The organism is Nocardia sp. X0981, from assembly GCF_977089955.1.
In genome coordinates this window covers 1397662-1424233 of sequence record NZ_OZ372435.1, presented here as the reverse complement: position 1 = coordinate 1424233, position 26572 = coordinate 1397662, and the positions used below count along the sequence as shown (strand labels likewise).

The following is a 26572-nucleotide window of genomic DNA, read 5'->3' as shown; positions in this document are numbered from 1 at the left end:
GAAACCCCTGAGCCCGCCGGGCCCCCTATCGAGAGCGCGGATCGCGATCATATCCCGGCGATCGATTCTGCGGCAACCGATCTCGTTCCGCTCCCGTGCCCTGACACCGGGCCGGACCGGTTCGTCAGGGCTTCGCCTCGAAGGCGAGCTCGGCGACCGAGCTCTGGAACTGCGCGCCGGAATTGCCCAGGCCGGTGACCCACACGAGAACGTAACGGGCCGCCTGATCGGTTCGAATCGGCACCTCGGTGACCCCGTCACCCAGCACCGCCGTACCGACCAGCTGGGTTTGATCCAGGGTGGGGGTTTCGGTGGGTGAGGTGCGGATCTCGACCGAGGTCCCCGGGGTGGACGACGTGATCGATATCTTGGTGAGCGTCGCGGGACTGGGCAGTGTGGCGAGTAGCCCCACGCCCTTCTTCAATGCGGGAAACTGCTGGAAATAGCTGTCGGTACTCCATGCGGTGGCCGGGTCACCGTCCATGGCCGCGGCCGCGCCGGAGGGGTCGTCCGGGGTGCCTTCCGGGGAGAAAACGGTCATTCCGGTAACAGGCACCGGCACCCCGTCGGCCGCCGCGGCGGTTGTGGATGCTTCCGAAGCCGGAGTCTCGGATGTATCGGGTGCACGGCTGGTCGTGAGACCGATGACCCGCTGCTCGTTCAGCGGTTCACTGGAACTGCCCGGTGCGAACACACTCACCAGCCACCAGATGACGATGCCGACGACCAGTGCGGTGAGAATGCCCAGCGCCACCATGATCCACATCATGCGCTGCGATTTCTCGCGTTCGGCGGCGAGCAGCTCCGGATCGGCCAGCGATTCGTCGGCCGGAGCCGGGGCGCGCTGGCCCAAACGCAGGACCGGGATGAAATCGGTCTTCTGATCGACCACGGACGCCTGTTCCAGCACGTGCTGGATGGTCGCGGCCGTGCGGACACCTTTGTTCGGTTCCAGCGCGCGCACCGCGACAGCCGAGATCTCGAACGGGACCTCGGGCCTGATCTGCCGTGGCTCGACAGGTGTGCCGTCGGGGCCGAAATCGGCCAGGTGCAGGCCGCCGACCGTGGTGTTACCGCCTGATCCGCCTGCCCGCAGTGGCCAGCGTGCCGTCATCAGGGCGTACAGCATCGCGCCCAGACCGCGCACATCGCCCTGCGGGTCGGCATCGCCCAGAGTGCCGGGGAAGGCCAGTACCGCGTCGCCGGAGGCGCTGATCCGGATCCGATCGGGGTGGTCGATGGACAGCGCCCCGCCGCTGCGGTGCGCCATCTCGGTAGCGGAGGCGAGTACCCGGATGGCACGAGCCGCGCCGATCGGAGACGGCACCGTCTCGGCCATCTCGCGCAGCGAACGACCGGGGGTCCATTCGGCGACCACGATGCCGCCGGAACTGCCACGCACTACATCCAGCACCCGCGCCAGACCCGGGGAGTTGATCCGCCCCAGCCGCAGGGTGCGCGACAGGATGGCCTGCGGGCCGTCCTGGCCGGAGTTGCCGGCCGCCTTCTGATCGGCGTCGACGAAGGTCAACGCCACTTCGCGATCGAGTTTGATATCGAGCGCCTGCCAGAATTTCAGCCCCCGCGACCCGCCGTGATCGGCCAGCAGCCGGTAGCGGCCACCCGCCACCGACGCCCCGGGAATGAGTTTGGGACCGCGCTGTGCCCGGCTCGGCTGGACCACCGGCGGTACCGGGATCATGCCGGTGTCGTAGACCGGATCGCCGGTCTGCTGGTGATGTTCCTCCGGTACGTAGTCGTCCGGTTCCTCCGGCGGCGCCTCCCGGGAGCCGGCCTCCGGATCATCCGGCTGCGGTCCGGTGCCCGGCGGATAGGCCGAATCGGGCGCGGACGGTCCCCTGTCCCCACGCTGGATGCGCGGGTTGCCCGGCTCCGACTGCTCCGGGGGAACATCGGTGGACAGGCGGCCGCTCGCCGGATTCACGGAAGAATCGGCGGCTGGGACGTCGCCCACCGCGTCGTCGCTCACCCTCGGACCTCCTTCGCCCTGGTATGCCGCAACTTCGGCGGATCTGCCACTTGTGCTGGTCTGCCGAACAGGGTACGGGAAGTGACCGGCACCGGTGCGCTCAACCGAGTCCGGGCGGATGACCGGCAGCACCATTGTGCTCTGCGCGTCCATGGTCGAGTCGAAGCCCGAGTACGCCAGGTACGGATCGTGGCGGCGCAGGACCTTGGTGGCGTATTCGTCCTCGGCGGGAACATCCAGGTCGACCGGCGGCGCCGGCGGGGTGATGCCGAGCCGGCGGGAGATGGCGACGGTTATCGCCACTACCTCGGGGATACCGGCCAGACGCATCAGCCCGAACGCCACCGCGAACATGACGATGGCGGTGATCCCGACCCGGATGAAGGAGCCGGCCCCACCGAGCGATTCGGTCAGCCGGTCCAGACCCATGACCCGGTCGGCGATGAGCATGACGGCGCCTCCGGCCAGCGAGGCCAACAGCACCCGGCTGACGGTGCGCCCGACATTGGCCATCCGCAGATCACCCAGGCTGCGGTGCAGCAGGTAGCCGCCGATCACCGCGCCGGTGGTGAAGCCGAGGCCGGTCGCCACCCCGAGCACGATGACGACCTGTTCACTGCTGTCGGCGATGAACGGCGCCAGCGCCGAGAAAAGCACCTTCACCGCGGTGATACCGAGGATGATCCAGGTGGGTGTCCAGGCCTGTTCCCGCGCGTAGAACACCCGCAGGTGGATCAGTACCAGAGAGTACGGAATCAGGGTGAACGCCGAGAAGCTGACCGCGGTGCCGAGCCGAGAGGCGTCCTCGGCGAACCGGGCGTACCCGAACAGCGCATCGCCGACCTGCGGACCCGCCAGCGTCAGGAAGGTGACGATGGGGAGCAGAGCGATCATGGTCAGCCTGGTGGCGGCGGACAGATCGTCGACCACCGCGGGGGTGTCGTCGTTGGCCGCGTTACGGCTCAGCCGGGGCATGATCGCGGTGAGCAGGGTGACCCCGATGACGCCGTACGGCAACTGGAGCAGCAGCCAGGCGTTCTGGTAGATCGCGGGACCGGCTTCGTCGGCGTGCGAGGAGATATTGTTCGCGAAGATTCCGCCGGCCTGGCTGATCAGCACGTACAGGATGATGGCGGCGGCCATGGTGCCGAACTGTTTGAGCCGGCTGTCCAGCCCCCACAGGGGGCGCAGATCGATGCCCTGACGCCGGATGGCGGGCAGCAGACTCACGGCCTGCACGATCACACCGAGGGTTACGCCGCAGCCCAGGACGAGCAGTTTCGGATCGCTCATCCGCACGGGGTCCAGGGTGATCTCCCCGGGAGTGAGCGCGTAGAGGGCGAGGACGGCCAGGACCACCAGATTGTTGAGCACCGGCGCCCAGGCGCCCGGTTTGAACGCGCCTCTGGTGTTGAGTATGGCGGTGAACAGCGCCGAGAGCCCGTAGAAGAGGACGGCGGGAACCAGCAGGAAGGTCAGGGCCGTGGTGAGCGCGGTATCGACCTTGCCGTCGGAGGAGACGAATACGTGTGTCGCCAGGATCGGCGCGGCCGCGGTCGCCAAGAGCGCGGTGGTACCCAGGACCACGGAGGCCGCGGTGACCAGGCGTCGGATGAACGCCGCTCCGCCGTCCGGATCCTCCTGCTCCGCGCGGACCAGAGTGGGGACGACGATGGCGGTGAGCACCGCACCGAGGACGAGCTCGGCGATGTAGTTCGGGATGAGGCTGGCCGAGGTGAACGAACTGGCGATCGCCGGACCGAGAACGGCGAGCAGCAGCAGTTGCTTACCGAACCCGGTCACCCTGCTGATCAGAGTGGCGATCGCGATCGAACCCGAGTCCTTGAGCAGCTTGGCTTGGCCACCGGTGGATTCGCCCTCCCGCTGCGGTTCGGCGGGTTTCTCCGCGACCGTCACCGCGGCGGCGGGTATCCGTTCGGGTGCCGCCGGTGTGCCGCCACGGGGCGGTGCGGGCCGCTGAGGCGCGTGGCCCACCGGTACCTGCCGTAGCGGTTGCGAGGGCGGCGCCTGCCGGTTCGGCCGGGCCGGTGCGGGCGCGTGCGGTTGCTCGGCCGGCCGGTCGGGCCGGACCCGAGGCTGGGACTGTGCCGGATGCGGGGCCCGGTCGATGCCGGGGGGCGGGCCGCCACGATCCATCGGACGGCCGGCCGCGGGTGGCTGCGCCGGGCGCATTCGCTGCGCCGGAAAAGGCTCGGATCCGGGCCCTGCCGGGGGTAGGTCGTTCACCGGCCGCGGCCGCTGCGGCGGGGTGGCCCCGGCCGGGCCGGGCGCCGGGGGGCGGCCGGGCGGTACAGGCCGGCCCCCGGGGTGTGGCCGGCCGGGAACCGGCGGCGGGTTACCAGCGGACGGCGGTGGAACCGCCGGCTGCGGCCGGGAGGGCGGCGCGGAGCGCCCGGGCGGTGGCACTGCCGGGCGTGCCCCGGACGGGGGGTTGGCGGGGTGTGCGCCGTTCGGGTTGCGGGGGATCCGCGGGTCGGGCTGCCGCTGCCGGTCCGGAGGAACCGCTGGGCGCGCGCCCGACGGCGGGTTCGCGGGCCGTACGCCCGGTGGGTTACCGGGCGCCTGCGGGCCCGGCTGCCGGTCCGCGGCGTAGCGGTCTTCGCCCGGATGCGGCCCCGGCCGGAATGCCGGGCGCTGATTCGGCGGAAGAGGCCGCCCCGGTGGGCCGCCGGGCCGCTCGGGCCGGCGCAGCTGCGGTGGCGGTTCCCGGTACGGTTCGCGACCCCGGTCCATGTTGCCGGAGTTAGCGCTCATTTCCGTCTCCGGCTCGGAAGCGGGGAACATCCGCTCCCAGGGCGCGCTGGGGGCCCGCCGGTCTCGTGGACCGTCGGGCTGTCGACCGGGCTGCTGTTGCCGATGAGCGGAGGATTCATCGTCGCTCATCATGCCTCCTGTATCGCCCGGACCCCCGCTTGCCGGTAGTCCCCTGTGTCGAGTCGAACACTCTCGGTGCCGTCCGGACCGGACGAGGAACTGTTCGCTCCGCTTTCCGTGCCGCTCCCGACCACGCACCGGCCCCCGGACGGATCCGGATGGCCGGTGCGCGCACTTCTCTATCTTCCACGGGACACGGGCACGGGTCACTCTCCCCTGGTCACCGGGTGGCGTCCGCGGCAGCCGGACCGGGGACGCTAGACCTGTTCCCGCCGCCGGGCCGCCGGGCGGGTGGTCGCCGCCGCATCGCTCACCTGGGACGTGGTAGCAGCCGTCTCCCGGCGCCGGGCCCGGCCCAGCCGGATGACCCGTCGCCGCATTCCCGGATCGATACCTTTGTCGGCGGGGTCGCGTTTGCCGTGGAACCGGCGCCACAACCGTCGCCCGGCCAGCAGGAACAGCAGGGTCGCCGCGCAAGCGGTGATTATCGCCAGGATCTGTCCGTAGGCGTTCGAACGCACCGAGATCGAGGTCGCGTGGCCGAGCGGAACACCGTCGGGGGTGGACAGCGAAATGGGCACCACGAGTTTGCGGCTGTCACTGACCTCGGTGGGGATCTGGAACGAGCGGGTGCCCCGGGGCGGAAGCAGCTGCTCGCCGATATCGGTGATCTTGGTTTCCGGCGGTGCGTCGATCCGGAACCTGATACGAACCGAAACGGGTAGATCGTTACGGGCCACCAGCAGCAGCGGACTCGACTCCGAAGCCAGTGTGTACACCCCACCCGGCGGCAGCACCGTCACCGAACGGTAGATCTCGTCCACCGCCGCGGTGACCTTCTCGATCCGGCGCGCAGCGAAGACCTCGGCCTGGGCCGTGGGCCCCCCGCGCCGGTCCGACAGCGACAGCGCGCGCACCAGATCGTCACGTAACGGGTCCAGGAAGGCGCGCGGTGTCGGCCGGTTCTCGGGCACCTCCACCATCGCCCGGAGCAACTGGGTCATTCGATATGACTGGTCCCGCGCGGGCACCGCGAAATGCGGCGGTACCGCTTCGAGGGACGCTCCGGCGACCGGCGCCAACTGATACGGCGCGGGATCGGGTTCCTGTCCGATCAGCTCGGCGAACGGCCGCGGCCGCACCAGATCGTTCTTCACCAGCAACTCGAACTGTCGCAGCAACGCGGCGGCCTCGTTCCGGTTGGCCCCCCACTGCTGCGGCGGCATGATCAGCTGTGAGCGCGGCCGGGACGGATCAGCCTGCAGCGCCCGCCAGGACACGGCACCGAGCGCGTCCTGCAGACGCGCGCTACGCGAATCGTTGGTTACCGGGTACCGGGCCTGTTCGGGCACATAGGCGGGAGTGGGAGGGTTGGAACCGACCCCGGCCAGCGCCGCGGCGGGCCAGATATCGAAGGTCGCCACCCGCAGCGCGGGATCGGCGGAGGAATCGCCGCTGCCCGCCCCCACCGGCGCGGCGGGGCCTGCGCCGGTGGCGGTCCCGCCCTCGGGGGAGACCTCGGTATCGGTGACCGCGTCCGGAGACTCCCCGCCGGCCCGCGGCGCCGGTGCGGCGACCGCATCCGTGATACCGGGCAACCGCACCAGATCGGGAACCGTGGCATACGGATCACCGGCCCCGCCCTCCGGGGCGACCGCGTTACCGGCGAGCACCGCGGTGCCGAAACCATGGGTGCGCAGTAGTTGCGCCGCGGCGGGATCCAGGCTGCTGGCGTCCGGCAGGCTCACACCGCGAACCGACCGGGTATCGAGGATCGAGTCGACGATGGCGGCCGGTGCCTCCAGCGCGCGGGCGGTCAACGCGGGATCATCGGCCACCGCCAGGGCCGAGATATCGACCTGGGCGAAGGGCAGTGCCACCGTGCACATCGAGGAGGTGAGGGTGCGCAGCCGGTCCAGCCAGAGTTTGGCGGATTCGGTGCCGGTACCCGGGCGGGTGGCGCCGTCCGGATCGGACGGGCTCGCCAACACCCGGTAATCGCCGGTCATCGCCTGCACGGTCAGCAGCAGATCGGGGTCCACGGCCAGACATACCGCCGAGGACGCTCCCGCGGCGGCCCGCTCGTCGCCGAACACCGACTCCAGGGCCCCGACCAACTCGTCCAGCCGCCCACCCTTACCGAGTGAGGCCGCCAGCTCGTCATCGGTGAGTTCGACCGTCCGATCCAGTTCACCGGTCTGCCCGGCCACCATCCGGGGCCGGTCGGCCAGCGGCCACAGCAGCGTCGTCTCCACCGGCGGATGGGCGGGCACGGGTAGCGGCGGCCCGCTCCCGTCGGCGGCGGCCGGCAGCCCCAGCACCGGCAGCAGGAACCGGGCATCGTCCAACCGTGCCTGACCGCCGTAATCCGGGGTCCCGTTGACATTCAGCAGCAGGGGATACACACCCGGTTCGGTGATGTTCAGCGATCTCCCCGAGTTGTCGCGCAGCGGCACGGCCAGGGTGAACTGCTGGCGCTGCCCCGGTTCCAGGCGGACCGCTATGTCCTGGAACGGTGTGGGGAAATCGTAATTCGCCTGATCGAGCGTCAAGGTCGTACGCAGTTCACTGGGATCGGCCACCGCGCGGGCGCGCTGCACCCGGACCGTCACCTCGTCCACCCCACGGTCACCGATATTGGTGACCGTGCCCGTAACGGTCAGGACCGGCTCGCTCTCGGTGGTCACCGTCCCCGGGGTCACCGAATCCAGCGACAACTTCAGGAACTGCGGGGCCGAGCTGTCCTCGGCCGATTCCGAGGGCTGGGCGTGAGCGGGGGATGCGAGCAGCGCGGGCAGCGCCGTCACCGAGCCGAGGATGGTCAAGATCACGAGCATGATCCGACCCAGTCCACGCGTCATCGTTTACCGGTCTCCATCCGGTCGATCAGGCGGTTCGCCACCTCGGCCAACCTGCGCTCGTCGGCGTAGGCGAGCCTGGAGTTCAATTCGCGCAGCGGCACCCAGGCGACCTGGGTGACCTCTACATCCGCGTCCGAAAGTTCACCACCGACCGAGCGCAGCAGAAAATGGTGCACGGTTTTGTGTACCCGCCGCCCTTCGGTGACGAACCAGTAATCGATACTGCCCAATTCGGCGACCACCACGCCCTGAATACCGGTTTCCTCGGCGACCTCCCGGATAGCTGTCTGCTCCGAGGTCTCGCCCTCTTCGATATGTCCTTTGGGCAGCGACCATAGCAGCCGTCCGCGGCGGTCGGTACGGCCGATCAGTGCCGCGCACCGCTTGTCGGGTGGGCCGTCCAAACCGTCGACGACCAACCCACCGGCGGAGGTTTCCCGCACCGTACGCATACGTGGTTTCGCCGCAGCGCCGGCCGAACCACGGCGCCGGGGCTGGCGGCGTCGACTGTTCGCGCGATCGGCCGGAGACACTACGCAATACTAGAGGAGTGTCCCTCGGCGGCGCCGGGGGTGTTTATCCGCCCGCCTCCGGCCGGGGCGGGCTGTGTTCATTTGCCCCGCCTTCGGCGGGGCGGGTCCGGGGCCCCTTGTGTCTCGGGTCGGTTGATCCGCATCCGACGCGACCACACAGCGCCGAGGCTTGCGAGGTCCACGAAGGGTTGAGCCCGCGGCGCCTCTCGGCCCGCGAAGCGCATGCGGCGCAGCCGCGAGTCCCGAGGGCCGAAAGGCGACGTCGAAGGGGCTCGAACCCGCGGCGCCGCAGGCGCCGCCATGAGCACAGTATGGTTTTGCTGTGGTTTCGACCGAGTCCGACGACGCAGTGCTGGATCGCCGTACCCGTTTGCTCGCGGCGGCCGCGATCACGCTGGGCCGGCTTTCCGATGTTCTGACTCCCCTGGGAGAAATGTTCGCCGCTCGTGGTCACCAGTTGTATCTGGTGGGGGGCAGTGTGCGAGATGCTGTGCTGGGGCGGCTCGGTACCGATTTGGATTTCACCACCGACGCGCGTCCGGAGCAGGTGCAGGAGTTGTTGCGTGGCTGGGCGGATCAGTTGTGGGACACCGGAGGGCTGGCGTTCGGGACGGTGAGCGCGGCCAAGGACGGCCAGCAGTTGGAGATCACCACGTTCCGCAGCGACACCTATGACCGGGTTTCGCGGAATCCGCAGGTCAGCTTCGGTGACACCCTGGAAGACGATCTCGTGCGCCGGGATTTCACGGTGAACGCCATGGCGGTGAAGATCGCGGCGGACGGCGCGCTGGAATTCGTGGACCCGCTGGACGGTATGGCGGCGTTGCTGGCCGGGGTGTTGGACACCCCGGCCGCTCCCGAGGACTCGTTCGACGACGACCCGCTGCGGATGTTGCGGGCGGCTCGTTTCGTTTCCCAACTCGGTTTCGAGGCGCACCCGCGGGTGCGGGCCGCCATCACCCGGATGGCGCCGGAAATCGACCGGATCACCGCGGAGCGGGTCCGGGTGGAGTTGGACAAACTCATCGGCGGGGCCTATCCGATCGACGGTATCGACATGATGTGTGAAACGGGTTTGGCTCAGCGGGTGCTGCCGGAGGTACCGGCGATGAAACTGGAAATCGACGAGCATCACCAGCACAAGGATGTCTATTGGCATTCGCTGACAGTGCTGGAACAGGCCATCGACCAGGAAGAGGGCGACCCGGACCTGGTGTTGCGGTGGGCGGCGCTGCTGCACGATATCGGGAAACCGGATACCAAGCGCAACGAGCCGGGTGGTGGGGTCAGTTTCCATCATCACGAGGTGGTGGGCGCGAAGATGGTGCGCAAACGGATGCGGGCGCTCAAATATCCCAAACAGTTCACCGAGGATGTGGCCCGTCTGGTGTTCCTGCACCTGCGGTTCCACGGTTACGGCCGCGGCCAGTGGACCGATTCCGCGGTTCGCCGTTACGTCACCGATGCCGGTGAACTGCTGCCGCGTCTGCACAAACTGGTGCGCGCCGATTGCACCACCCGGAACAAGCGCCGGGCCGCCGCGTTGCGTGCGACCTACGACGATCTGGAGGCGCGGATCGCGCGGTTGCAGGAGCAGGAGGATCTGGCCCGGGTGCGCCCCGACCTGGACGGTAACGCGATCATGGAACTGCTGGGCCTACGGCCCGGCCCCGATGTCGGCCGTGCGTGGCGCTATCTGAAGGAATTGCGCCTGGATCGCGGGCCGCTCACCCGGGACGAGGCCGAGGCGGCGTTGAAGGAATGGTGGCAGACGCAGCGGTGACGTGGTCAGAACACGATCAGGGTGGTGCCGGCGACAATCGCCGAGCGGATCTGGTTCAGATCGAACGCCCCGCTGACCGGCCCTACCTCGATCCGGAACCGCACCAGTTCGCCGTCGCGGACCGCGCTGCGGATCCGCGCACCGTGGGGTAGTCCCGTTATCGGGATGGGGTTCATCGTGCGCCGGCGCCGGGGCACCGGTAGCCCGAACCAGGTGGCACGGTGGATATGCAGGTGGAGGGTGCCGTCGGTGACGGTCGCGTCCAGTTCGGCGGTGATCCCTTTGCGCCGGTGGACCGCGCGGACGAGTCCTCGGCCGGCGACCGAGAGTTCCCATTCGCGCTGCCGGGTGCCGAGCCAGCCCACTACGGCGTCGAGGCCGACCACGCCTTCGATATCCACCCGGCCCGCGCGGACTCGGGTCGGTACGCCGGGTACGAGCCGGACCTCATGCGAGATCACCGTGAGCTCGTGGATGTGCCGTTGATCCCAGCGCAGCTCCCGCAGTACCGCTTTCGTCTGGAAGTGGGCGCCCCGGCGGCGCGCTTTCAGGGTGTCCAGGGTGCCGGTCAGCTGATGCCCGAGCAGGGTGGCGCTTATTTCCTGCCCGCCGAATCTGCTCAGTATCCCTTCGCTGAGCAGTGTGATCAGGGTGTCCGGCAGGAGCGCGGTGACGGTTCCGGCGCCGAGATCGGCCATCGGTTCCATCCAGGCGGTGGTATAGCTGATCCACTGTTCCAGCCAGGGCTGCTCGAACAGTCGTTTCCCGAGACCGACCGCCCGCAGGGGGAACCGGGAAGCCGATCGTGGATCGAAGTACGCGGCCATGATCTCTCCTGAGAGTACTGCGCCGGGCCCTGCGCGGACTATCCGGAGTTGTCCGGGCGTGGCCAGGAGCGGGGTGCCCACGGGCGGGCTCGCCGCATCCGAGACGCGGCCCGGCCGGTAATCCCCGGTGCGGCCCTCTCATTCGGGTAGGTTCATCGCTGCGACAGCATTCGACAGGAGACTGTGAACTGCGGTGAGTCAGGAGCGAGGATTGCGGCCGAGGCGCTGCGGGGCCGTGTTCCTCGGGTTGGTGTTCACCGGTTGTACGGCGGTGCCGGTGCCCGCGTCGGCCGCGCCGCATCCGTGGGCGCCGCCACCGGTCAACAGCTGTGGCGAGGTCGGGTTCGATCCGCTCGAACGTGCCCTGGATCCCTCGGCGCCCCCGCTGCCGCAGGCGCCGGTTCCACCGCAGATCGATATCCCGATCCCGGTTCCGCAGTTGACGCCGGTGCCCGTTCCGGACCCGCCGCACGACAACACCCGGATAGTGCCGGAGCCGCTGCCCGCCGACCCGTGCCGTAACCCGTGCCCCGATATCCGCGATACGCCCGTGCCGGAAGTCCCGGATCCGGCCGGTCCGACGCCCGGTACGGCCGGACCCCCGGCCGCACCGGACAGCGGTTCGGCGAGTGGGAGCGGTTCGGGTTCCGGCTCGAACGAACAGCCGCGACTGCCCCGCATCCAGCTGAGGCCGGAGATAGAGCCCATTCCGATTCCGGTGCCCGGCGGTGACGGTGCGGAACCGCAACCTGCGCCGCCACATGTGGCGCGCCCGGTCGAACCCGGTCCGGTGGTCGCGCCGGTCGCCCCGCCGCGGGTGGAATCGGTGCGGTTGGTCGAACAGGTCACCGGGCACGGTTCGCCGAACCGGACCGATATGCGCTGGCAGGTCGACGGCACCGATCTCGGTCTGATGTGGGAGACGAGGCCGGGCGAGGTCGCCGTGGCTTTCGGTGACACCTTCGGTGTGGGCTGGAGGCCCGGCGGGGCCGGTGGTGCGGATCAGGATTGGCGCAGCAATGTGCTCGCCTACAGTACCGACCGGGATCTGTCCGATGGCCTACGGCTGGACACGATGGTGCAGGACAGCCGCTGCCATGCCGCCGAGCTGCTGGGCAGCCGCAAGATCAAGAACTGGGAGACCACCACCATCCCGACCTCCGGTTTCGCGCTGGGTGGCCGGCAGTACCTGAGCTATATGTCGGTGAACCGGTGGAGTCGCGTCCCCGGGATGTGGTGGACGAACTACGGCGGTATCGCCTACTCCGACGACAACGGCAGCACCTGGGTCAAGGATCAGCACGCCCGCTGGGAGAATTTTTTCGGGTTGGGGCGGTTCCAGGTGGCGACGATGGTGCCGCACGGCGACTACGTGTACATGTTCGGCACACCCAACGGCCGGATCGGGGCCATCGGTCTGGCCCGTGTACCGGCGGACGAGGTGCTGAACGAGTCCGCGTACCAGTATTGGGTGGGTGGCTGGTGGGCGCCGGCGGCCGAGAATCTGGCGACGCCTCTCGTCACGGGTATGGCCAGTGAACTCTCGGTGCGTGTCGATCCCGGCACAGGGCAGTGGCAGATGGCCTATCTGGATCCCGCGCGTGGTGAGATCGTGCTGCGCACGGCTGCCGAACCGCAGGGTGCCTGGAGTGATCCGGTGCGGCTGGTGTCGACCAGCGACTATCCCGAGTCCTACGGCGGGTTCATCCATCCGTGGTCGACGTCGCGGGATCTGTATTTCACGCTCTCGGAGTGGGATTCCTACAACGTGTACCTCATGCACGCCCGTCTGATTCCGCCGGCCTGAGGTGTTCGATGCGCTGCGCGGCCCGGTATCCGACCGGCTCGCCGGCCCGGTCGTGGAGTTCGTCCGCGAGCATGCCGTGGATACGGTCTGCCTGTCCGTCCGGAAGGGTTCCCGCCACGGGCCGGCGGAGGAAGATGTGACGGAGGCCCCGCGACCGATCGCCCGCGTCCGGTAACAGCCGGCACCAGAAAACTGATAATAAAGAGACTGGTTGGTTCTTTGTTGGACGGTTTCGGTGGATGTACGGCTGAACGGCGTGATCGCGGCTTTCCGGCGGGCTGCCGACGATCTGACGCGGGTAGCTCTTCACGGTGAGACGCCTGCCGTGGCCGGCGTGATGCGGCAGGCCGGAGAAGATCTGCGCAGGGCAATGGACGTACTGGACGACCAGGCCCGGTGCGGTGGCGACCGTATAGCGGCTGCGGCACGCGCCCGGCCGACCGGCCCCCCTTCCCTCCAGGACGCCGGGGATTTCTCCTGGCTCCGGCCCCGAGGGCAGTCGGCCGACCGGGTCAACCGGGAGATCGACGCGGCCCTGACCGCGGTCAACCCGAATTTCGACCCGAGTGATCCGCGGCGCCGCAACAACTGTGTGGCCGTGGCGACCGCCTACGAGCTGCGCCGCCGCGGCTACGACGTATCCGCCCAGGGGACACCGTTGCCTTTCCCGTTCGAAGAGGGTTTCCCACACAGCCTCACCGAAGTCGCCTGGGGGCGCCGCTTCACAACCGTGCTCCAGCGCAGCCAACTCCGGGAGGCTTTCCGGGAGCCTGGTTCGCGGGGCATCGTCATCGCGGACTGGCGGCCCGGGGCCGCGCGGCTGGACCGCGGCGATTCACATGTCTTCAATATCGAGCACGTGCCCGGAACCGGGATACGTATCGTCGACGGACAGCCGGACCCGCCACTGGTCGACGCCACGGCTCATATCAGGCAGGCGGCGGCGCTGCGGTATCTACGGGTGGACGGCCTCCCGGATCCCGCGCCGGGCATCGTCGAGTATCTCGGAATACGAACCGTTGGTCCGGAGGCTCTGACGAACGTGTCCTAGCTCATCTCGTACCGCGGAGGCCGAGCGCGCGACCGTCGCGAATTCAATTCCCGGATACCCGGTGGAACCTGATCCGCTGACCGGGTCTCGCCTGAGCCATGAGGTCGATATCGGCGTCCACGACCACCGCGACGACCGGGTAACCACCGGTTATCGGATGGTCGGCGAGGAAGATCACCGGTTGACCGCTGGGCGGTACCTGCACCGAACCGAGCGCCATGCCCTCGGTGGGGAGTTCGGCGGACGAAACCCGCCGCAGCGGCGGCCCGTCCACACGATCCAGCCGGGCGCCGACCCGGTCGGTATCGGAGCTCACCGTCCAATGGCCCGTGAACAACGCGGCCGGGTCGGTGAACCAGTCGTCCCGCGGTCCGAGCAGGGCGCGGACCCGCACTATCGGGGGCGGTTCGGCCTGCGGTGCCTGCGCTACGTTCGGCCAGCCGCTCGGCGGGGGACCGATGGGAACGATATCGCCGTCCCGCAGTGGCGGCGGGCCGAGGCCGGAAAGTGTGTCGTAACTGCGGGATCCGAGGACCGGGGTCACCTCGATACCGCCGCGCACTCCGACGTAGCTGCGTAAACCCGTGCCCGCGAGCCCCAATCGCAGTATCTGCCCGGGTTCGAGATGCAGTACGCTCGCGTGGCCCACCGGAGTGCCGTCCACGGTGGCGGGTGCGGGAGCGCCGGTCACCGCGACCAGCAGTGGACTCTCCACGCGCAGTACCAACCCGCCGAGCAGGACTTCGATGGCCGCGAATCCTTCCGGGTTGCCGACCAGCCGGTTCGCCAGCCGCAGTGCTCCCCGGTCGGCGGCACCCGCCGGCCCGACTCCCGAGTCGAACCAGCCCGGACGGCCCAGATCCTGGACGGTCGCCAGCGGGCCGGCCCGTTCGATCACGATCATGTCCGGCTCTCCGCGTCGACGAACCGGACCCCGACACCGGCCCGGACGAGGGCGGGCGGATCCCGCTCCGCGTCCCACATATCCAGTTCGGTGCGGCCGATGAGCTGCCAGCCGCCGGGTGTCTCCCGCGGATAGACCGCCGAATACCCGCCCGCGAGTCCGACGGATCCGGCGGGGATCCGGGTGCGCGCGGCGGCGCGGCGCGGCACCGTCAGCCGCCGGTCCGGCGAGACCAAGTAGCCGAAGCCGGGCGCGAATCCGACGAAGGCACAGTGCCATACGACTCCGGTGTGCGCGGCGACGACCTCTTCCGGGCGTAGGCCGAGTTCCGCGGCCACCGCCTCGAGATCGGGCCCGTCGTAGTGCACCGGAATGCGCACGGGATCGGTTGTCTCCGGCAATGTTGCACGGGAAACATCGCCGGAGACCGCCGCGTCGACCTCGGTGACGATCCGCTCCAGCTCCCGCTGAACCCGAGGCGCCGAGGCCCGGGGTTCCAGCGTCACCAGAACCGTTTCCGCCGCGGGGAGTGTGTCGGCGACACCGGCCGGGCGGCCGACGGTCAACGCCGTCGCCAAGTGGGTGACCCGATCCGGGCTCGCCGGGATGAGCAGAAAAGCCCGGTCTCCGGCGGCACGCACCCGCCGCGCGGAGGGCTCCGGATCTCGTGGCGTCCGCGCCAAATCATCTCACCCCGTTCCGGCTCGCTCAGGTGAACGACGCTACCGCGATACCGGCGTCTTCGAGCGCGGCGCGTATTCGCCGAGCCATATGCACCGCCGCCGGGGTATCACCGTGCACACAGAGGCTGTCCAGGGCCACCGAAACGGTGCCGCCGCCGCCCGCGATCCGCGCCGTACCGGTTTCCGCCAATGTCACCGCCTGGGCGAGTGCCTGCTGGGGATCGAGAACCGCGCCGGGCGTATTCCGGGGTGCCAGCCCGCCCGTCGCGGTGTAGGCGCGATCGGCGAAACCCTCGCTCACGAACGGGGTGCCCGCGGTGATCGCGCTCTTCTCCAGATACGTCCCGGCGGGTCCGAGCAGGGCGAGCGCGGGGTCGTACTCGCGCATGGCCGTGACCACCGCCTCCGCGAGCGCGGCATCGCCCGCGGCGGCGTGATAGAGCGCCCCGTGCGGTTTCACATATCGCACCCGGTCGCCCGCGGCGCGGGCGAAACCGTCCAGGGCGCCGATCTGATACAGGGTTTCGTCCCGCAGTTCGCCGGGGGCGAGGGCCATCGCCCGCCGGCCGAACCCGGCCAGATCCCGGTATCCGATATGCGCTCCGATCCGCACCCCTTTCGCCACCGCCAGCGCGCAGGTGTGCCGCATGATGGACGGATCACCGGCATGGAACCCGCAGGCGATATTCGCGCTGGTCACGATATCGAGCATGGTGGCATCCTCCCCCATGCTCCACGCTCCGAACCCTTCCCCGAGGTCACTGTTCAGGTCCAGCCCCATGGCAGCCTCCTTCCGTCCTGCCTCCATTGTTCCCGAGCCGGGCGATTCGGCGGGTGCCACCCGGCGCCCGTCACCGCTGTCGTACCGGGGCGTTCGGGAACCCGGCGCGGGAGCATCCGCCCGTCCTGTCACGGAACGCGGAATATTCGTTCGAAAGCGGAACAGCGTGCGGACAAATCAATTTATCCGACCCTCCGAGAAGTAAAATAAATTCGACGCCACGGGTCATCGAACGCACTTTCTTTCGCCGATTCCGAATATGTGGAATATCGCTTTCCTCCGGTAAATGCGCGAAGAGCGAAAGATTCGATCCCGGATCGGCCCGGTAGTTGTCGACCCGCCCGAGCCGGGAAATCAACTGTCCGGATCCGGTGTACGTACCGCTGTTCGGAAACCGCATCGATCCGGGCCGGAGATAACGGGGATTCACTGGAAACGGTGGTTGCGCTGGAAATACGAACCGGCTGGATCAGCCGGCCGCGGCGGAAGGGCCGCCCACCCGGCGGTTGTTCCACAACAGGGCGATGATCCCCGCCCCGTAGCATCCGGCTCCGGCCAGCACTACCACAGGCGACCGCCCGTCCGCCGGGACGAGCAGCGCGGCCACCGCGACGGCCAGGACGAACGCGATATTGAAGACCGTGTCCTGGAGGGCGAACACCTGGCCCCGCCGGTCGTCGGTGATATCGATCTGCATGGCGGCATCGCCGGTGAGCTTGATCGTCTGCCCGGCGAGGCCGAACAGGAAGGCACCCGCCAGAAGCAGCCGGTGGGCATGGTGGACGGCCTCGGGGGAGTGGGCCAGCGCGGTGGGCAGCACCAGTGTGAGCTGGACCGCTATCGCGCAGGCGAGCCCGAGCAGGACGGTCCGGGGGCGGCCGAGACGGGGAATGAGGAGCGGGGCGAGCAGAGCGGCCACCAGCATCCCGGCCGCCGTGGCGCTGATCGCGACACCGAAGCCGATCAAACCGCTGTCCACCATCGCGCCGCCGGTGGGCGACTCGCGCAGGACCAGCACCATCACGAGCGTGTTCGCGCCGAAAACGATGCGGTGGGTGCCGATACCGATCATGGCGGTGGAGACGTCGACCGAGCGCCGTACCGCTCGAGCGCCCACCAGCAATCCGGTGAGTACGGCGCGGACCGCGCTCACCGCCTCGCCGTTCCCGGTTTCCGGCCCCAGGGCCCGAGGCCGGAAACCGGCGGCCAGCACCACTGCGGCCACCGAGCCCGCCACGCTCACAGCCACCGCGACAGCCGAGCCGGTATCGCCGGCGCCGACCGCGCCGATCACCGCAACCGCCGTGGCCGCACCGGCCGCCGCGCAGGCCGAACCGGCGGTGGCCAGCACCGAGTTGGCCGGTACCAGCAGGTGTTGGGCCAGCACCCGGGGCAGCGCCGCCGATACGCCGGCGGCCGTGAAACGGCTGATTCCCACCACCGCCAGCGCCAGCAGCAACAGCGAACTCGCGCCGGCGCCGGCGAGCAGGCCGAGTGATACGGCGACGATCAGCAGGCCGCGCATCATATTGGCCACCAACAGCACCTGCCGCCGGTCCCAGCGGTCCAGCAGGGCACCGGCATACGGTCCGATCACCGAGTAGGGCAGCAGCAGCACCGCGAAACCCGCTGCGACGGCCACCGGATCGGTTTCCCGTTCCGGGTTGAAGAGAATGGCGCCGGAGAGCGCGGCCTGGAACATACCGTCACCGAACTGGCCGGTGAAACGCAGCAGTGTCAGCCGGACAGCACCGGGGCTCTCCTGTACCGCGGCCCGCAGTGCGGACCAGCGACGCCTGTGCCCGGCTGCACCGGGTGTCCGGTCCGTGGCGGATGGTTCGGGCGCAGAGCTGGGCACCGGCGCGAGGCTACCCGGCCTCCGTACCGGGGTGTATGCCGGCCGGTCCGCGCTCTTCCTCGGTGATCAGCAGGTCGACCGCTTCGCGCATATCGGGGGCCATCGGCAGCCCGCCCAGACCGGCGGCGTCTATCCAGGCGTAATCATCGTGTTCGGCGGGCTCCAGGGTTACCTCCCCGGGTTCGGCTTCGGCCAGAAAACTGAACTTCCGCACCTTCGCCTTGGTGCGGGTGGCGTAATCGAACCAGCCGAGGAAATCGGTGATACCCCGCGCGACCAGGCCGGTTTCCTCGAAGAGTTCTCGAACCACGCTCTGGGTCAGCGATTCTCCGGGCTCCACCCCGCCGCCCGGGAGTTCGTACATTCCACCGAGGTAGTCGCCCGGTACCCGGCGCACGACCAGCAGTTTTCCCTCACGGAACACCGCGACGCCGACCACGAGGTCGGTGACGCCGTCGCGCCGGGCACCGGCCCGTAGCCGTTGCTCGATTCGCGCGAGTGCTTCGGGGCGCATCTTCCACCTCCCGGTCGGTACATCCATTTTCGACGAATGCGCGTCGTCTCGCTATTACCGCCTGCCGCTGCTCACCGGCCGTTCATCCCGGAGTCGCTCGCGTAAAATGCGCGAGACGGACAATCGACGAGGTCGGGGGATCACCGAGGTGCTCCCGGGCGGGAAAGGTGACCGTGCCCGAGCCGGAAAGGAGGCGTGCCATGGCCGCACTGCCGACACCGCATATCGATGTCCATCGTGCGGGGGACCGTATGAAAACACGGATATCCTGGCTCGATTCCAAGCATTCGTTCTCCTTCGGCGAACACTACGATCCCGAGAACACCCATCACGGCCTGCTGTTGGTGAACAACGACGATATCGTTCTGCCGGGTCAGGGCTTCGACACACATCCGCATCGCGATATGGAGATCGTCACCTGGGTGCTGGAGGGCTCCCTGGTGCATCAGGACTCGCTCGGCCACAGCGGGGTGATCTACCCGGGTCTCGCACAGCGGATGAGCGCCGGCACCGGAATCCGGCATTCGGAGAAGAACGACTCCTGGCGTATCGATTCCGGCCGGTCCGAACACGACGAGCCGGTGCGCTTCGTACAGATGTGGGTGCTGCCCGACGAGCCCGGGATCGAACCCGGTTATCAACAACTGGAGATCGATGATCAACTGGTCGCGGGTGGCCTGGTGACCGTCGCGTCCGGAATGTCGCGAGATCGAGATCGCACCGCGATCGCCATCCACAGCAGCCATTCGGCGTTGCACGTGGCGAAGCTGGCACCGGATGCGGTATCCGTCGCGGAGCTGCCCGACGCCCCCTACATCCATGTCTTCGTCGCGCGGGGTGCGGTCGATATGGAGGGGGTGGGCCCGCTGTACGAGGGTGACGCGGTACGCCTGACCTTCACCGGTGGTCAGCGGCTCACGGCGCGGGAACCGGCGGAAGTGCTGATCTGGGAGATGCACGCCCGCCTCGGGGCCGGCTAGGTGCGCTGAGTCGACCGTGACGGGGGGAACATCGACAATGGAGAGCGGGCGCCGCGACCGGGACGGTCGTGACCGGCCCAGCTGAGGAGGAACGTATGTCCTATCCCCCACCCCCGGGTGGTTACCCCCCGCCCGACCCGTATCCCGGCGCCGCGGGCGGCCCGCCGCAGTACTGGCAGGAATCGCCGAAGCGTAAGGGTATGGCCATCGCCGCCCTGGTCCTGGGCATCCTCGCGGTTTTCACCTTCTGGACGATCGTCGGCGGGATCCTCTTCGGTCTCTTGGCCGTGATCCTGGGTGTGATCGCGCTGGTGAAAGCGAGCCGCGGCACCGGTGGCGGCGGGATCATGGCGGTGATCGGGCTGGTCCTGGGCATCCTCGCCATCATCGGCGTGATCGTCATGGGGGTGATCGGCTGGGGCGTCTGGCAGGATTCGGGCGGTCAGGATTTCGTCGATTGTGTCAGCCGGGCGGCCGGCGACCAGGCGGAGATCTCCCGCTGCCAGGATGAGTTCGACCAGCGGCTCGAGGATCAGTACGGAGTCACCATCGCCCCGCCGGCACCCACCAACTGACCGGTCCGGCCGGCCGTGGATCGGGCGGCGGTGCCGCGGGCACCGGCATACTGGTCTCTGTGACTTCCGACCTGACCAGCTCCTCCGGTATCGATCTGACCCATCTCGACCCGGCTGTCCGGGTGCAGGACGATCTGTTCACGCATGTCAACGGCGCATGGTTGGCCGAGTACGAGATACCGGCCGACCGTGCGGTGGACGGTGCCTTCCGCAAGCTCTACGACCGGGCCGAACTCGATGTGCAGGAGATCATCCGCACTGCCGAGGGTGAACCCGACAGCGATGCCCGCAAGATCGCCGACCTCTACGCCTCGTTCATGGACACCGCGGCGGTGGAGGCGGCGGGTCTGGCCCCGATCGCCGAGGAACTGGCAGCCGTGGCCGGAGTCGGCGACCGGGGCGAGTTCGCGGGCCTGATCGGCCGGTTGCAGCGCACGGGCGTATCCGGTGCGGTGGCGGTGTACGTCGACACCGACGACAAGAACTCCCAGCGGTACCTGGTCTACGCGACCCAGTCCGGGATCGGTCTGCCCGATGAGTCCTATTACCGCTCCGACGAGTACGCCGAGGTGCGGGAGCGCTATATCGCGCATATCGATCGTATTTTCGCGCTGGCCGCCGCGGACCCCAGGGTGGCGGAATCACTGCCCGAGCAGCCGGTGGGCAACCGGATCTTCGAACTGGAACGCAAACTCGCCGCGGGACATTGGGATGTGGTACGCCGCCGCGACGCCGAACTCGGCTACAACCTCACCACTTTCACCGGTTTGGCCCAGGAGAACCCGGAATTCGATTGGTCGGCGTGGGCCGACGGCCTGGCCGAGGGGGTTACGGCGGGTGGCGCCGAACTGCTGGCGGAACTGGTGGTCCGGCAACCCGATTACCTGCGTACCTTCGCTCAGGCCTGGGCATCCGAATCCTTGGCGGATTGGCGCCTGTGGGCGCAGTGGCGCATTCTGCGGGCCCGCGCTCCCTATCTCACCGAGGCTTTGGTCGAGGAGAGCTTCGATTTCTACGGGCGTACCCTCACCGGCGCCCAAGAGAACCGGGAGCGCTGGAAGCGCGGGGTTTCGCTGGTACAGGATCTGCTCGGCGAGGCAGTCGGCAAACTCTATGTGGCCGAACACTTCCCGCCCGAAGCCAAGGCCGCGATGGTGCGCTTGGTGGAGAATCTGCGCGAGGCCTACCGCCGCAATATCACCGAGCTGGAGTGGATGAGCCCGGCGACCCGGCAGGCCGCGCTGGCGAAGCTGGACAAGTTCACTCCCAAGATCGGCTATCCCGACCGCTGGCGCGACTATTCCGCGGTCACGGTGGACCCGGCCGATCTGGTCGGCAACTACCGGCACGGTTACGCGGCCGAACACGATCGTGATCTGAACAAAATCGGCGGTCCGGTGGATCGTGACGAATGGTTCATGACCCCGCAGACGGTGAACGCCTACTACAACCCGGGGATGAACGAGATCGTCTTCCCCGCCGCCATCCTGCAACCGCCGTTCTTCGATATGAATGCCGACGACGCCGCCAACTACGGCGGTATCGGGGCCGTGATCGGTCATGAGATCGGGCACGGTTTCGACGATCAGGGCGCGAAGTACGACGGTGACGGCAATATGGTCGACTGGTGGACCGATGCGGACCGGGCCGAGTTCGGTAAGCGCACCCGGGCGCTGATCGACCAGTACGATCTGCTCTCTCCCGCCGATCTTCCGGACGAGCACACCGTGAACGGCGAGTTCACCATCGGTGAGAACATCGGTGATCTCGGTGGTCTCTCCATCGCCCTCGAGGCGTACCGGATCTCGCTCGACGGGCAGGAGCCGCCGGTGCTCGACGGGCTGACCGGCCTGCAACGGGTCTTCTTCGGTTGGGCGCAGGTCTGGCGGACGAAGGTGCGCCCCGAGGAAGCGGTGCGCCGGCTGGCGGTGGACCCGCATTCACCGCCGGAGTTCCGCTGCAACGCGGTGGTCCGCAATATCGACGCGTTCCACGAAGCCTTCGAGCTCACTCCCGAGGACGCCCTCTACCTGGAGCCGGAAAAACGCGTCAAGATCTGGTGACCGACCGGTGCGGACGAGGGCTTCGCCCACCCGAAGATTCCGGTGGGCAAAGCCCTCGTACCGCGCCCCGCCGGAGGCGGGGCCGATCAACACAGCTCAGTTCCAGTCGCCCAGGCCGTCCGCGCTGTTGAGGACGCCACCCTCGGTGTTCTGCACGATGACCGCGTCGCCCTTCTTCACGTTCTCGTAGAACCATTTGGCGTCTTCGGTGCTCACGTTCAGGCAGCCGTGGCTGGTGTTCGACACACCCTGCGCACCGACCGACCAGGGCGCCGCGTGCACGAAGATACCGCTGTAGGAGATACGGCTCGCGTACTCCACATCCAGTTTGTAGCCCTCGGGGTCGTCGATCGGGACCCCGTAGGTCGAGGAGTCCATCACCATTTCCCGGCGCTGTTCGCCCACGATGTAGGTGCCGTTGGGGGTTTCGTGCCCGGGCTTGCCCATCGAGGTCGGCATGGTGCGGACGACTTCACCGTTGCGGGTGACCGTGATGGTCTTGGTGTTGTCGTCGGCGGTGGCGATCACCGCGTCGCCGATATGGAAGGCGCTGCGGCTGCCGCCGGCCTCCACCACCACGTCGGTTCGGCCGGGCCAGAACTCGTCGGGCCGCCAGCGCACCTGCTTGTCACCACGCCAGTAGAAGTGGCCGGGAACCGCGGTCGAGGAGGTGATCTTGATGGCGCGCTCGGCGGCGGCCCGGTCCTGTACCGGCTCCTTGAAGTCGATGATGATCGGCTGCGCGATGCCGACCTCCTCGCCTTCGGACGGGTTGATCGCCGGAGGCGCGAAGTTCGCCTGCGGCGGGGCGGGCTCGACGGCGCCGGCCGCCGAACCCGAGGGCAGGGCCGGCAGCTCCGGCAGGCCCGGTAGCGCGTAGGCGGGCGCGATGGCCACCGTGGTGGCAGCGGCGATTGCGGCCGTCAACAGGACACCCTGCCGGAGCCGGTTCATACCCCGGCGGCCGGTCGGCAGCGACCCGGTGTTCGTGGTGACATGCATAAAAGTGTTCGTCCGTCCATTCGACTCTGGACGCGCGGAGCCTGTGGCCACCGGTACGTCCCTTCGGAGCACCCCGGCGAGTGTTCGCGGAGTTTGTCGAGCGCCTCCACGGCCGCGTGGGCTCGCGAGCTCGAAAGATCGTCGGAGCGACGTCGATCGTGGAGTTGTGGAGCGGTCCCGACGGGTCGTGGCGCCTGTGCAGGTTCGTGCCCGATCCACGCCGGCTGCGCCTCCGCTCCGAGTTCCTTCCTACTGCGTTGATGTCTTTGTGACCAACCCCCATTTTTGTTACATAGCTGTTATGCATCAATAGTGTGTCGCGCCACTGCGGCGTGGTGTACGCCCCGATCGGCCGTTCGACGCGGGATTCGCCGGGATGTGCTGCTCCGCCGAGTCCGGTGTCGAATAAAAGGGGCATTTCCCCGTCAAACCCGTTGATGAGATATGTCACTTTCCTCTCGTGCTGTGGCCACCGGCGACGTGCGTACCCACCGCGACCGTTCCCCGTCGCGGTGGTACCGAGTCGACGCTCGCGCCGCCATGGTGTATTCATGGCGTGATATCGGTGGCAAAGCTGTGGTTCGGGTTCGATGCGGGGGCAGGGTTCGGCGTCACGGCGGGAGGACTGTGTGTGTCTGGATGGGCTTCATCTCGAGTGACCGTGGCGGTTGCCGGAATCGCGGCAGTGGCCGCGCTGGCGGTGACCGGCTGTAGTTCCACGATCGAGGGCCGGGCGCAACCCGTGATGGAGACCGGGACCGTGGACGCCGTGGACGTGACCGGTACCCCCGGTCCCGGCGACAGCACGCGGACATCGACGTCGAGCGCGCCTACCACCACCGAGGCCGATGAGGGCGGTATCAGCTTCGACGCCGAGATCGGCGATTGCGTAACCCTCGGCGGGACCACTACCGACGCCAGCATCGAGGCGGCATCCTGTGGCAGCAACGAGTCGAACTACAAGGTGATCGGCAAGGCGGCGCAGAGCACGCAATGCGTCAGCGATGCCGACAACTACTACGCCGAGAGCCGCAACGGTATCGAGATGGGGGCCCTGTGCCTCGATATCGACTGGGTGGTCGGGGGTTGTATGGACGTGGGCGGCGGTATCACCGGCCCCGAGCGGATCGCATGTACCGAGACCGGTGCCGTGGACGGGGTGAAAGTGGTCGCCATCGAGGAGAACGCCGACGATGTGAGCTCCTGCGGTGCGGGTAGTAGCGGGTACGTCTACTCCGAACGCCGCTTCGTGGTGTGCGTCGAGGAACTCTGAGTTCCCGGCTTCGGGACGAAACGAGAAGAGCGGGCGCAGCGCGCCCGCTCTTCCGCTGTCCGGGGGTCGGATCAGATGGGCCGGAAGCCCGAACCGATACCGCCCCGACCGTTGACGTCGCCCATGATGGTCGACATGTTGGTTCCCACCTCGGGCCCGAAGCAGGCGATGGCCAGGTAGGCGTTCACCATGCCGACCAGCGTCGATCCGACGACTACCGGCGCGCCGGAGTCGCCTTCCATCACACACATCTGCGACCAGGTCTCGATATTGCTCGCGAAGACGTCGCCGTAGGCGATACCACAGGTGTTACCTGTGGTGCGGCCTTCCTTGCAGACGATGGCGGGGAACTGTGCCGGGCCCCCGAGACCGGTGATGCTGACATTGCCGATTCGGTTGACCGGGGTGACCCGGCCGGGCTCGAATTGGAGAACCGCGTAGTCGAGCTCCTGGTTGGAGTAGACGAAGCGACCGAGGACGCCGGCGCCGGGATCCTGTTCCGAATACACCTCGTGCCCAGGGGTTCCGCAGTGGCCCGCGGTGAGCCCCACCAGTCTGCCCGCGCCGTCGTGGCCGATCGTGGTGAGCGTGCACTGAATCGCCATCTCGGACATATGGCCGGACTCCGAGGAGATGATGAGCCCCGACCCGCCGCCGAGTACAGGGCGGCCGGGGTCGGCGGCGGCCGTCCCGGAACCGAGTAGCGCCGCACCCAGCGCCACGGCGAAGACGGCATTGGCCGCCTGGGCGAGTTTCCTGAACATATCCCTCCAGACCTTGAAGCCGCACGATATCAATGTGTGGCACCTCATCGTGGCAGCAATGGCCGCGACGCGCGCCCCGAGTTGCCTTCAACTGTGAGTTCTGTTGTGCCAGTGGTGAATAGGGCCTCTCGGTCGTGCATGCGGCCGGGGCGGCGCGTACTGCGGACACCGCGCGAACTCCGGCCACGATAACCCACGGAAGAATAGCCGAATGCTATAAATTGAGTCGGATTTCCCGGCGCGGGTCGAGTAACAGTCGAATCTCCGGACTGCGGCGAAAGGGTCAATTTCGAGGAAAAGTTTCCTGTATTCAAGTAAACCCCGATTCACCCCCCTTCCCCAATTTTTCGACCCCATTAACCCCCGGTCAGATGTATGTTCTTCCAGAATCGCGGAAGTCTCGTTGGGATACACACCAAGGCACGTGTGATAACTCGATGGTCACGCCACGGAGTGATGAACATCTATGACCGCACTCACGCGGCTATGGTGTGTTCCGCACTACTACGTAGTAAGGTGCCTCAAGCAAACCAGCCGTCGGGGTAGGTAACCGACGTCGAGAGGGGTTAGTCAGTGCAGTCGACCAAGAGTCCACCAACAAGTTCTCGGGTGAGCGGAGCGGTCGAGTGGACGCGGGACTACTGGCGCGATCACCCCAGGCGTTCGTTGGAAACCCTCGGTCGGCAGATGACGATGGGTGTCGAGGCCGTCACCGAACTCGTGGTCAGCATCTTTCGCGGCCGGTTCCCCCTGAACGAGTTCATCCGCCAGTGTGCCTTCATGGCCAGTGTCGCCGCCGCCCCCACTCTGCTGGTGGCCATCCCCATCGGCGTCATCGTATCCATCCAGGTCGGAGCCGTCGCGCAGCAGGTCGGCGCCACCTCGTTCATCGGCGCCGCCAACGGTCTCGGCATCATCCAGCAGGGCGCCCCACTGGTCACCGTGCTGATGATCGCGGGCGCCGTCGGTTCGGCGATCTGCGCCGATCTCGGCTCCCGGACCATCCGCGAGGAAATCGACGCCATGAAGGTCATGGGAGTCGACCCGCTGCGCCGGCTCGTGGCACCGCGGCTCGGTGCGGCGATGCTCGTCAGCGTGCTGCTCTGCGGATTCGTGGTCTTCGTCGGATTCCTGACCGGCTACATTTTCAATATTTTCGCCCAGGGCGGTACCCCGGGCTCCTATATCTCGACCTTCGCCTCGTTCGCGATAACCCTCGACCTGCTCGTGGCGCTGGTGAAATCGCTGTTGTTCGGTCTGCTCGCGGCAATCATCGCCTGCGATACCGGATTGAACACCCGCGGTGGTCCGGGCGGTGTCGCCAACTCGGTGAATACCGCCGTTGTCATGTCCGCGGTGATGTTGTTCGGAGTGAACGTGATCTTCACCCAGGTGTACAACACTTTGTTCCCCCCACAGGTGGTGTGA

General features: G+C 68.0%; 19 protein-coding genes. 8 read left to right on the top strand and 11 right to left on the bottom strand.

Annotation, left to right across the window (positions count from 1 at the left end; genetic code table 11):
- Positions 1-124: 124 nt before the first annotated feature.
- From ACYR7D_RS06250 to ACYR7D_RS06240, 3 genes are all read right to left on the bottom strand, one after another.
- A complete protein-coding gene (locus tag ACYR7D_RS06250) occupies positions 125-3922 on the bottom strand; it encodes a murein biosynthesis integral membrane protein MurJ (RefSeq protein ID WP_459550047.1) in 3798 nt (1265 codons plus the stop codon).
- A 1220-nt stretch (positions 3923-5142) separates the two neighbouring features.
- Positions 5143-7746, bottom strand: coding sequence for a DUF6049 family protein (locus tag ACYR7D_RS06245; RefSeq protein WP_459548673.1), 2604 nt, complete (start codon positions 7744-7746; stop codon positions 5143-5145).
- A complete protein-coding gene (locus ACYR7D_RS06240) occupies positions 7743-8279 on the bottom strand; it encodes an NUDIX hydrolase (RefSeq protein ID WP_459548672.1) in 537 nt (178 codons plus the stop codon). Before ACYR7D_RS06240 ends, ACYR7D_RS06245 begins: the two co-directional genes overlap by 4 nt.
- Before the next feature lie 322 nt (positions 8280-8601).
- On the opposite strand from ACYR7D_RS06240, the gene ACYR7D_RS06235 reads away from it, so the two are divergent.
- Positions 8602-10062 (top strand): CCA tRNA nucleotidyltransferase, encoded by a 1461-nt coding sequence (locus ACYR7D_RS06235; RefSeq protein ID WP_459548671.1) that lies wholly within the window; start codon positions 8602-8604, stop codon positions 10060-10062.
- 5 nt (positions 10063-10067) lie between these two features.
- Here ACYR7D_RS06235 and ACYR7D_RS06230 read toward each other — a convergent pair whose 3' ends face one another.
- Positions 10068-10889, bottom strand: a complete 822-nt coding sequence (locus ACYR7D_RS06230; RefSeq protein WP_459548670.1) for a hypothetical protein — start codon at positions 10887-10889, stop codon at positions 10068-10070.
- Positions 10890-11124: 235 nt separating this feature from the next.
- Here ACYR7D_RS06230 and ACYR7D_RS06225 point away from each other — a divergent pair, with 235 nt between their 5' ends.
- Both ACYR7D_RS06225 and ACYR7D_RS06220 read left to right on the top strand, forming a co-directional pair.
- Complete coding sequence (locus ACYR7D_RS06225) at positions 11125-12696, top strand: DUF4185 domain-containing protein (RefSeq protein ID WP_459550046.1); 1572 nt, start codon at positions 11125-11127, stop codon at positions 12694-12696.
- Between the two features lie 235 nt (positions 12697-12931).
- A complete protein-coding gene (locus tag ACYR7D_RS06220; protein ID WP_459548669.1) occupies positions 12932-13747 on the top strand; it encodes a toxin glutamine deamidase domain-containing protein in 816 nt (271 codons plus the stop codon).
- Between the two features lie 43 nt (positions 13748-13790).
- On the opposite strand, the gene ACYR7D_RS06215 is transcribed toward ACYR7D_RS06220, so the two are convergent.
- The 5 genes from ACYR7D_RS06215 to ACYR7D_RS06195 form a co-directional block, all read right to left on the bottom strand.
- Entirely contained in the window at positions 13791-14651 is an 861-nt protein-coding gene (locus tag ACYR7D_RS06215; protein ID WP_459548668.1) for a 5-oxoprolinase subunit C family protein, read from the bottom strand.
- Positions 14648-15292 carry a 5-oxoprolinase subunit B family protein gene (locus ACYR7D_RS06210; RefSeq protein WP_459548667.1) on the bottom strand — a complete coding sequence of 215 codons (645 nt, stop codon included), beginning with the start codon at positions 15290-15292 and terminating at the stop codon, positions 14648-14650. The genes ACYR7D_RS06215 and ACYR7D_RS06210 overlap by 4 nt, the downstream gene beginning before the upstream one ends.
- A gap of 67 nt (positions 15293-15359) precedes the next feature.
- Entirely contained in the window at positions 15360-16115 is a 756-nt protein-coding gene (locus tag ACYR7D_RS06205; RefSeq protein ID WP_459548666.1) for a LamB/YcsF family protein, read from the bottom strand.
- A gap of 469 nt (positions 16116-16584) precedes the next feature.
- On the bottom strand, positions 16585-17973 hold the full coding sequence (locus ACYR7D_RS06200; protein ID WP_459548665.1) for an MFS transporter: 1389 nt from the start codon (positions 17971-17973) through the stop codon (positions 16585-16587).
- 10 nt (positions 17974-17983) lie between these two features.
- On the bottom strand, positions 17984-18487 hold the full coding sequence (locus tag ACYR7D_RS06195; protein WP_459548664.1) for an NUDIX domain-containing protein: 504 nt from the start codon (positions 18485-18487) through the stop codon (positions 17984-17986).
- Positions 18488-18687: 200 nt separating this feature from the next.
- Between ACYR7D_RS06195 and ACYR7D_RS06190 the strand changes: the two genes are divergently transcribed.
- The 3 genes from ACYR7D_RS06190 (at position 18688) to ACYR7D_RS06180 (ending at position 22105) form a co-directional block, all read left to right on the top strand.
- Entirely contained in the window at positions 18688-19467 is a 780-nt protein-coding gene (locus ACYR7D_RS06190) for a pirin family protein (protein WP_459548663.1), read from the top strand.
- A 95-nt stretch (positions 19468-19562) separates the two neighbouring features.
- Positions 19563-20042 (top strand): DUF4190 domain-containing protein, encoded by a 480-nt coding sequence (locus ACYR7D_RS06185; RefSeq protein WP_459548662.1) that lies wholly within the window; start codon positions 19563-19565, stop codon positions 20040-20042.
- A gap of 59 nt (positions 20043-20101) precedes the next feature.
- A complete protein-coding gene (locus ACYR7D_RS06180) occupies positions 20102-22105 on the top strand; it encodes a M13 family metallopeptidase (protein WP_459548661.1) in 2004 nt (667 codons plus the stop codon).
- 96 nt (positions 22106-22201) lie between these two features.
- Here ACYR7D_RS06180 and ACYR7D_RS06175 read toward each other — a convergent pair whose 3' ends face one another.
- Entirely contained in the window at positions 22202-23107 is a 906-nt protein-coding gene (locus tag ACYR7D_RS06175) for a L,D-transpeptidase (RefSeq protein ID WP_459548660.1), read from the bottom strand.
- A gap of 655 nt (positions 23108-23762) precedes the next feature.
- Here ACYR7D_RS06175 and lppU point away from each other — a divergent pair.
- A complete protein-coding gene (gene lppU / locus ACYR7D_RS06170) occupies positions 23763-24380 on the top strand; it encodes an LppU family putative lipoprotein (protein ID WP_459548659.1) in 618 nt (205 codons plus the stop codon).
- Positions 24381-24451: 71 nt separating this feature from the next.
- Here lppU and ACYR7D_RS06165 read toward each other — a convergent pair whose 3' ends face one another.
- Positions 24452-25144 (bottom strand): chymotrypsin family serine protease, encoded by a 693-nt coding sequence (locus tag ACYR7D_RS06165; protein ID WP_459548658.1) that lies wholly within the window; start codon positions 25142-25144, stop codon positions 24452-24454.
- 609 nt (positions 25145-25753) lie between these two features.
- Between ACYR7D_RS06165 and ACYR7D_RS06160 the strand changes: the two genes are divergently transcribed.
- Positions 25754-26572 (top strand): MlaE family ABC transporter permease, encoded by an 819-nt coding sequence (locus ACYR7D_RS06160; RefSeq protein ID WP_459548657.1) that lies wholly within the window; start codon positions 25754-25756, stop codon positions 26570-26572.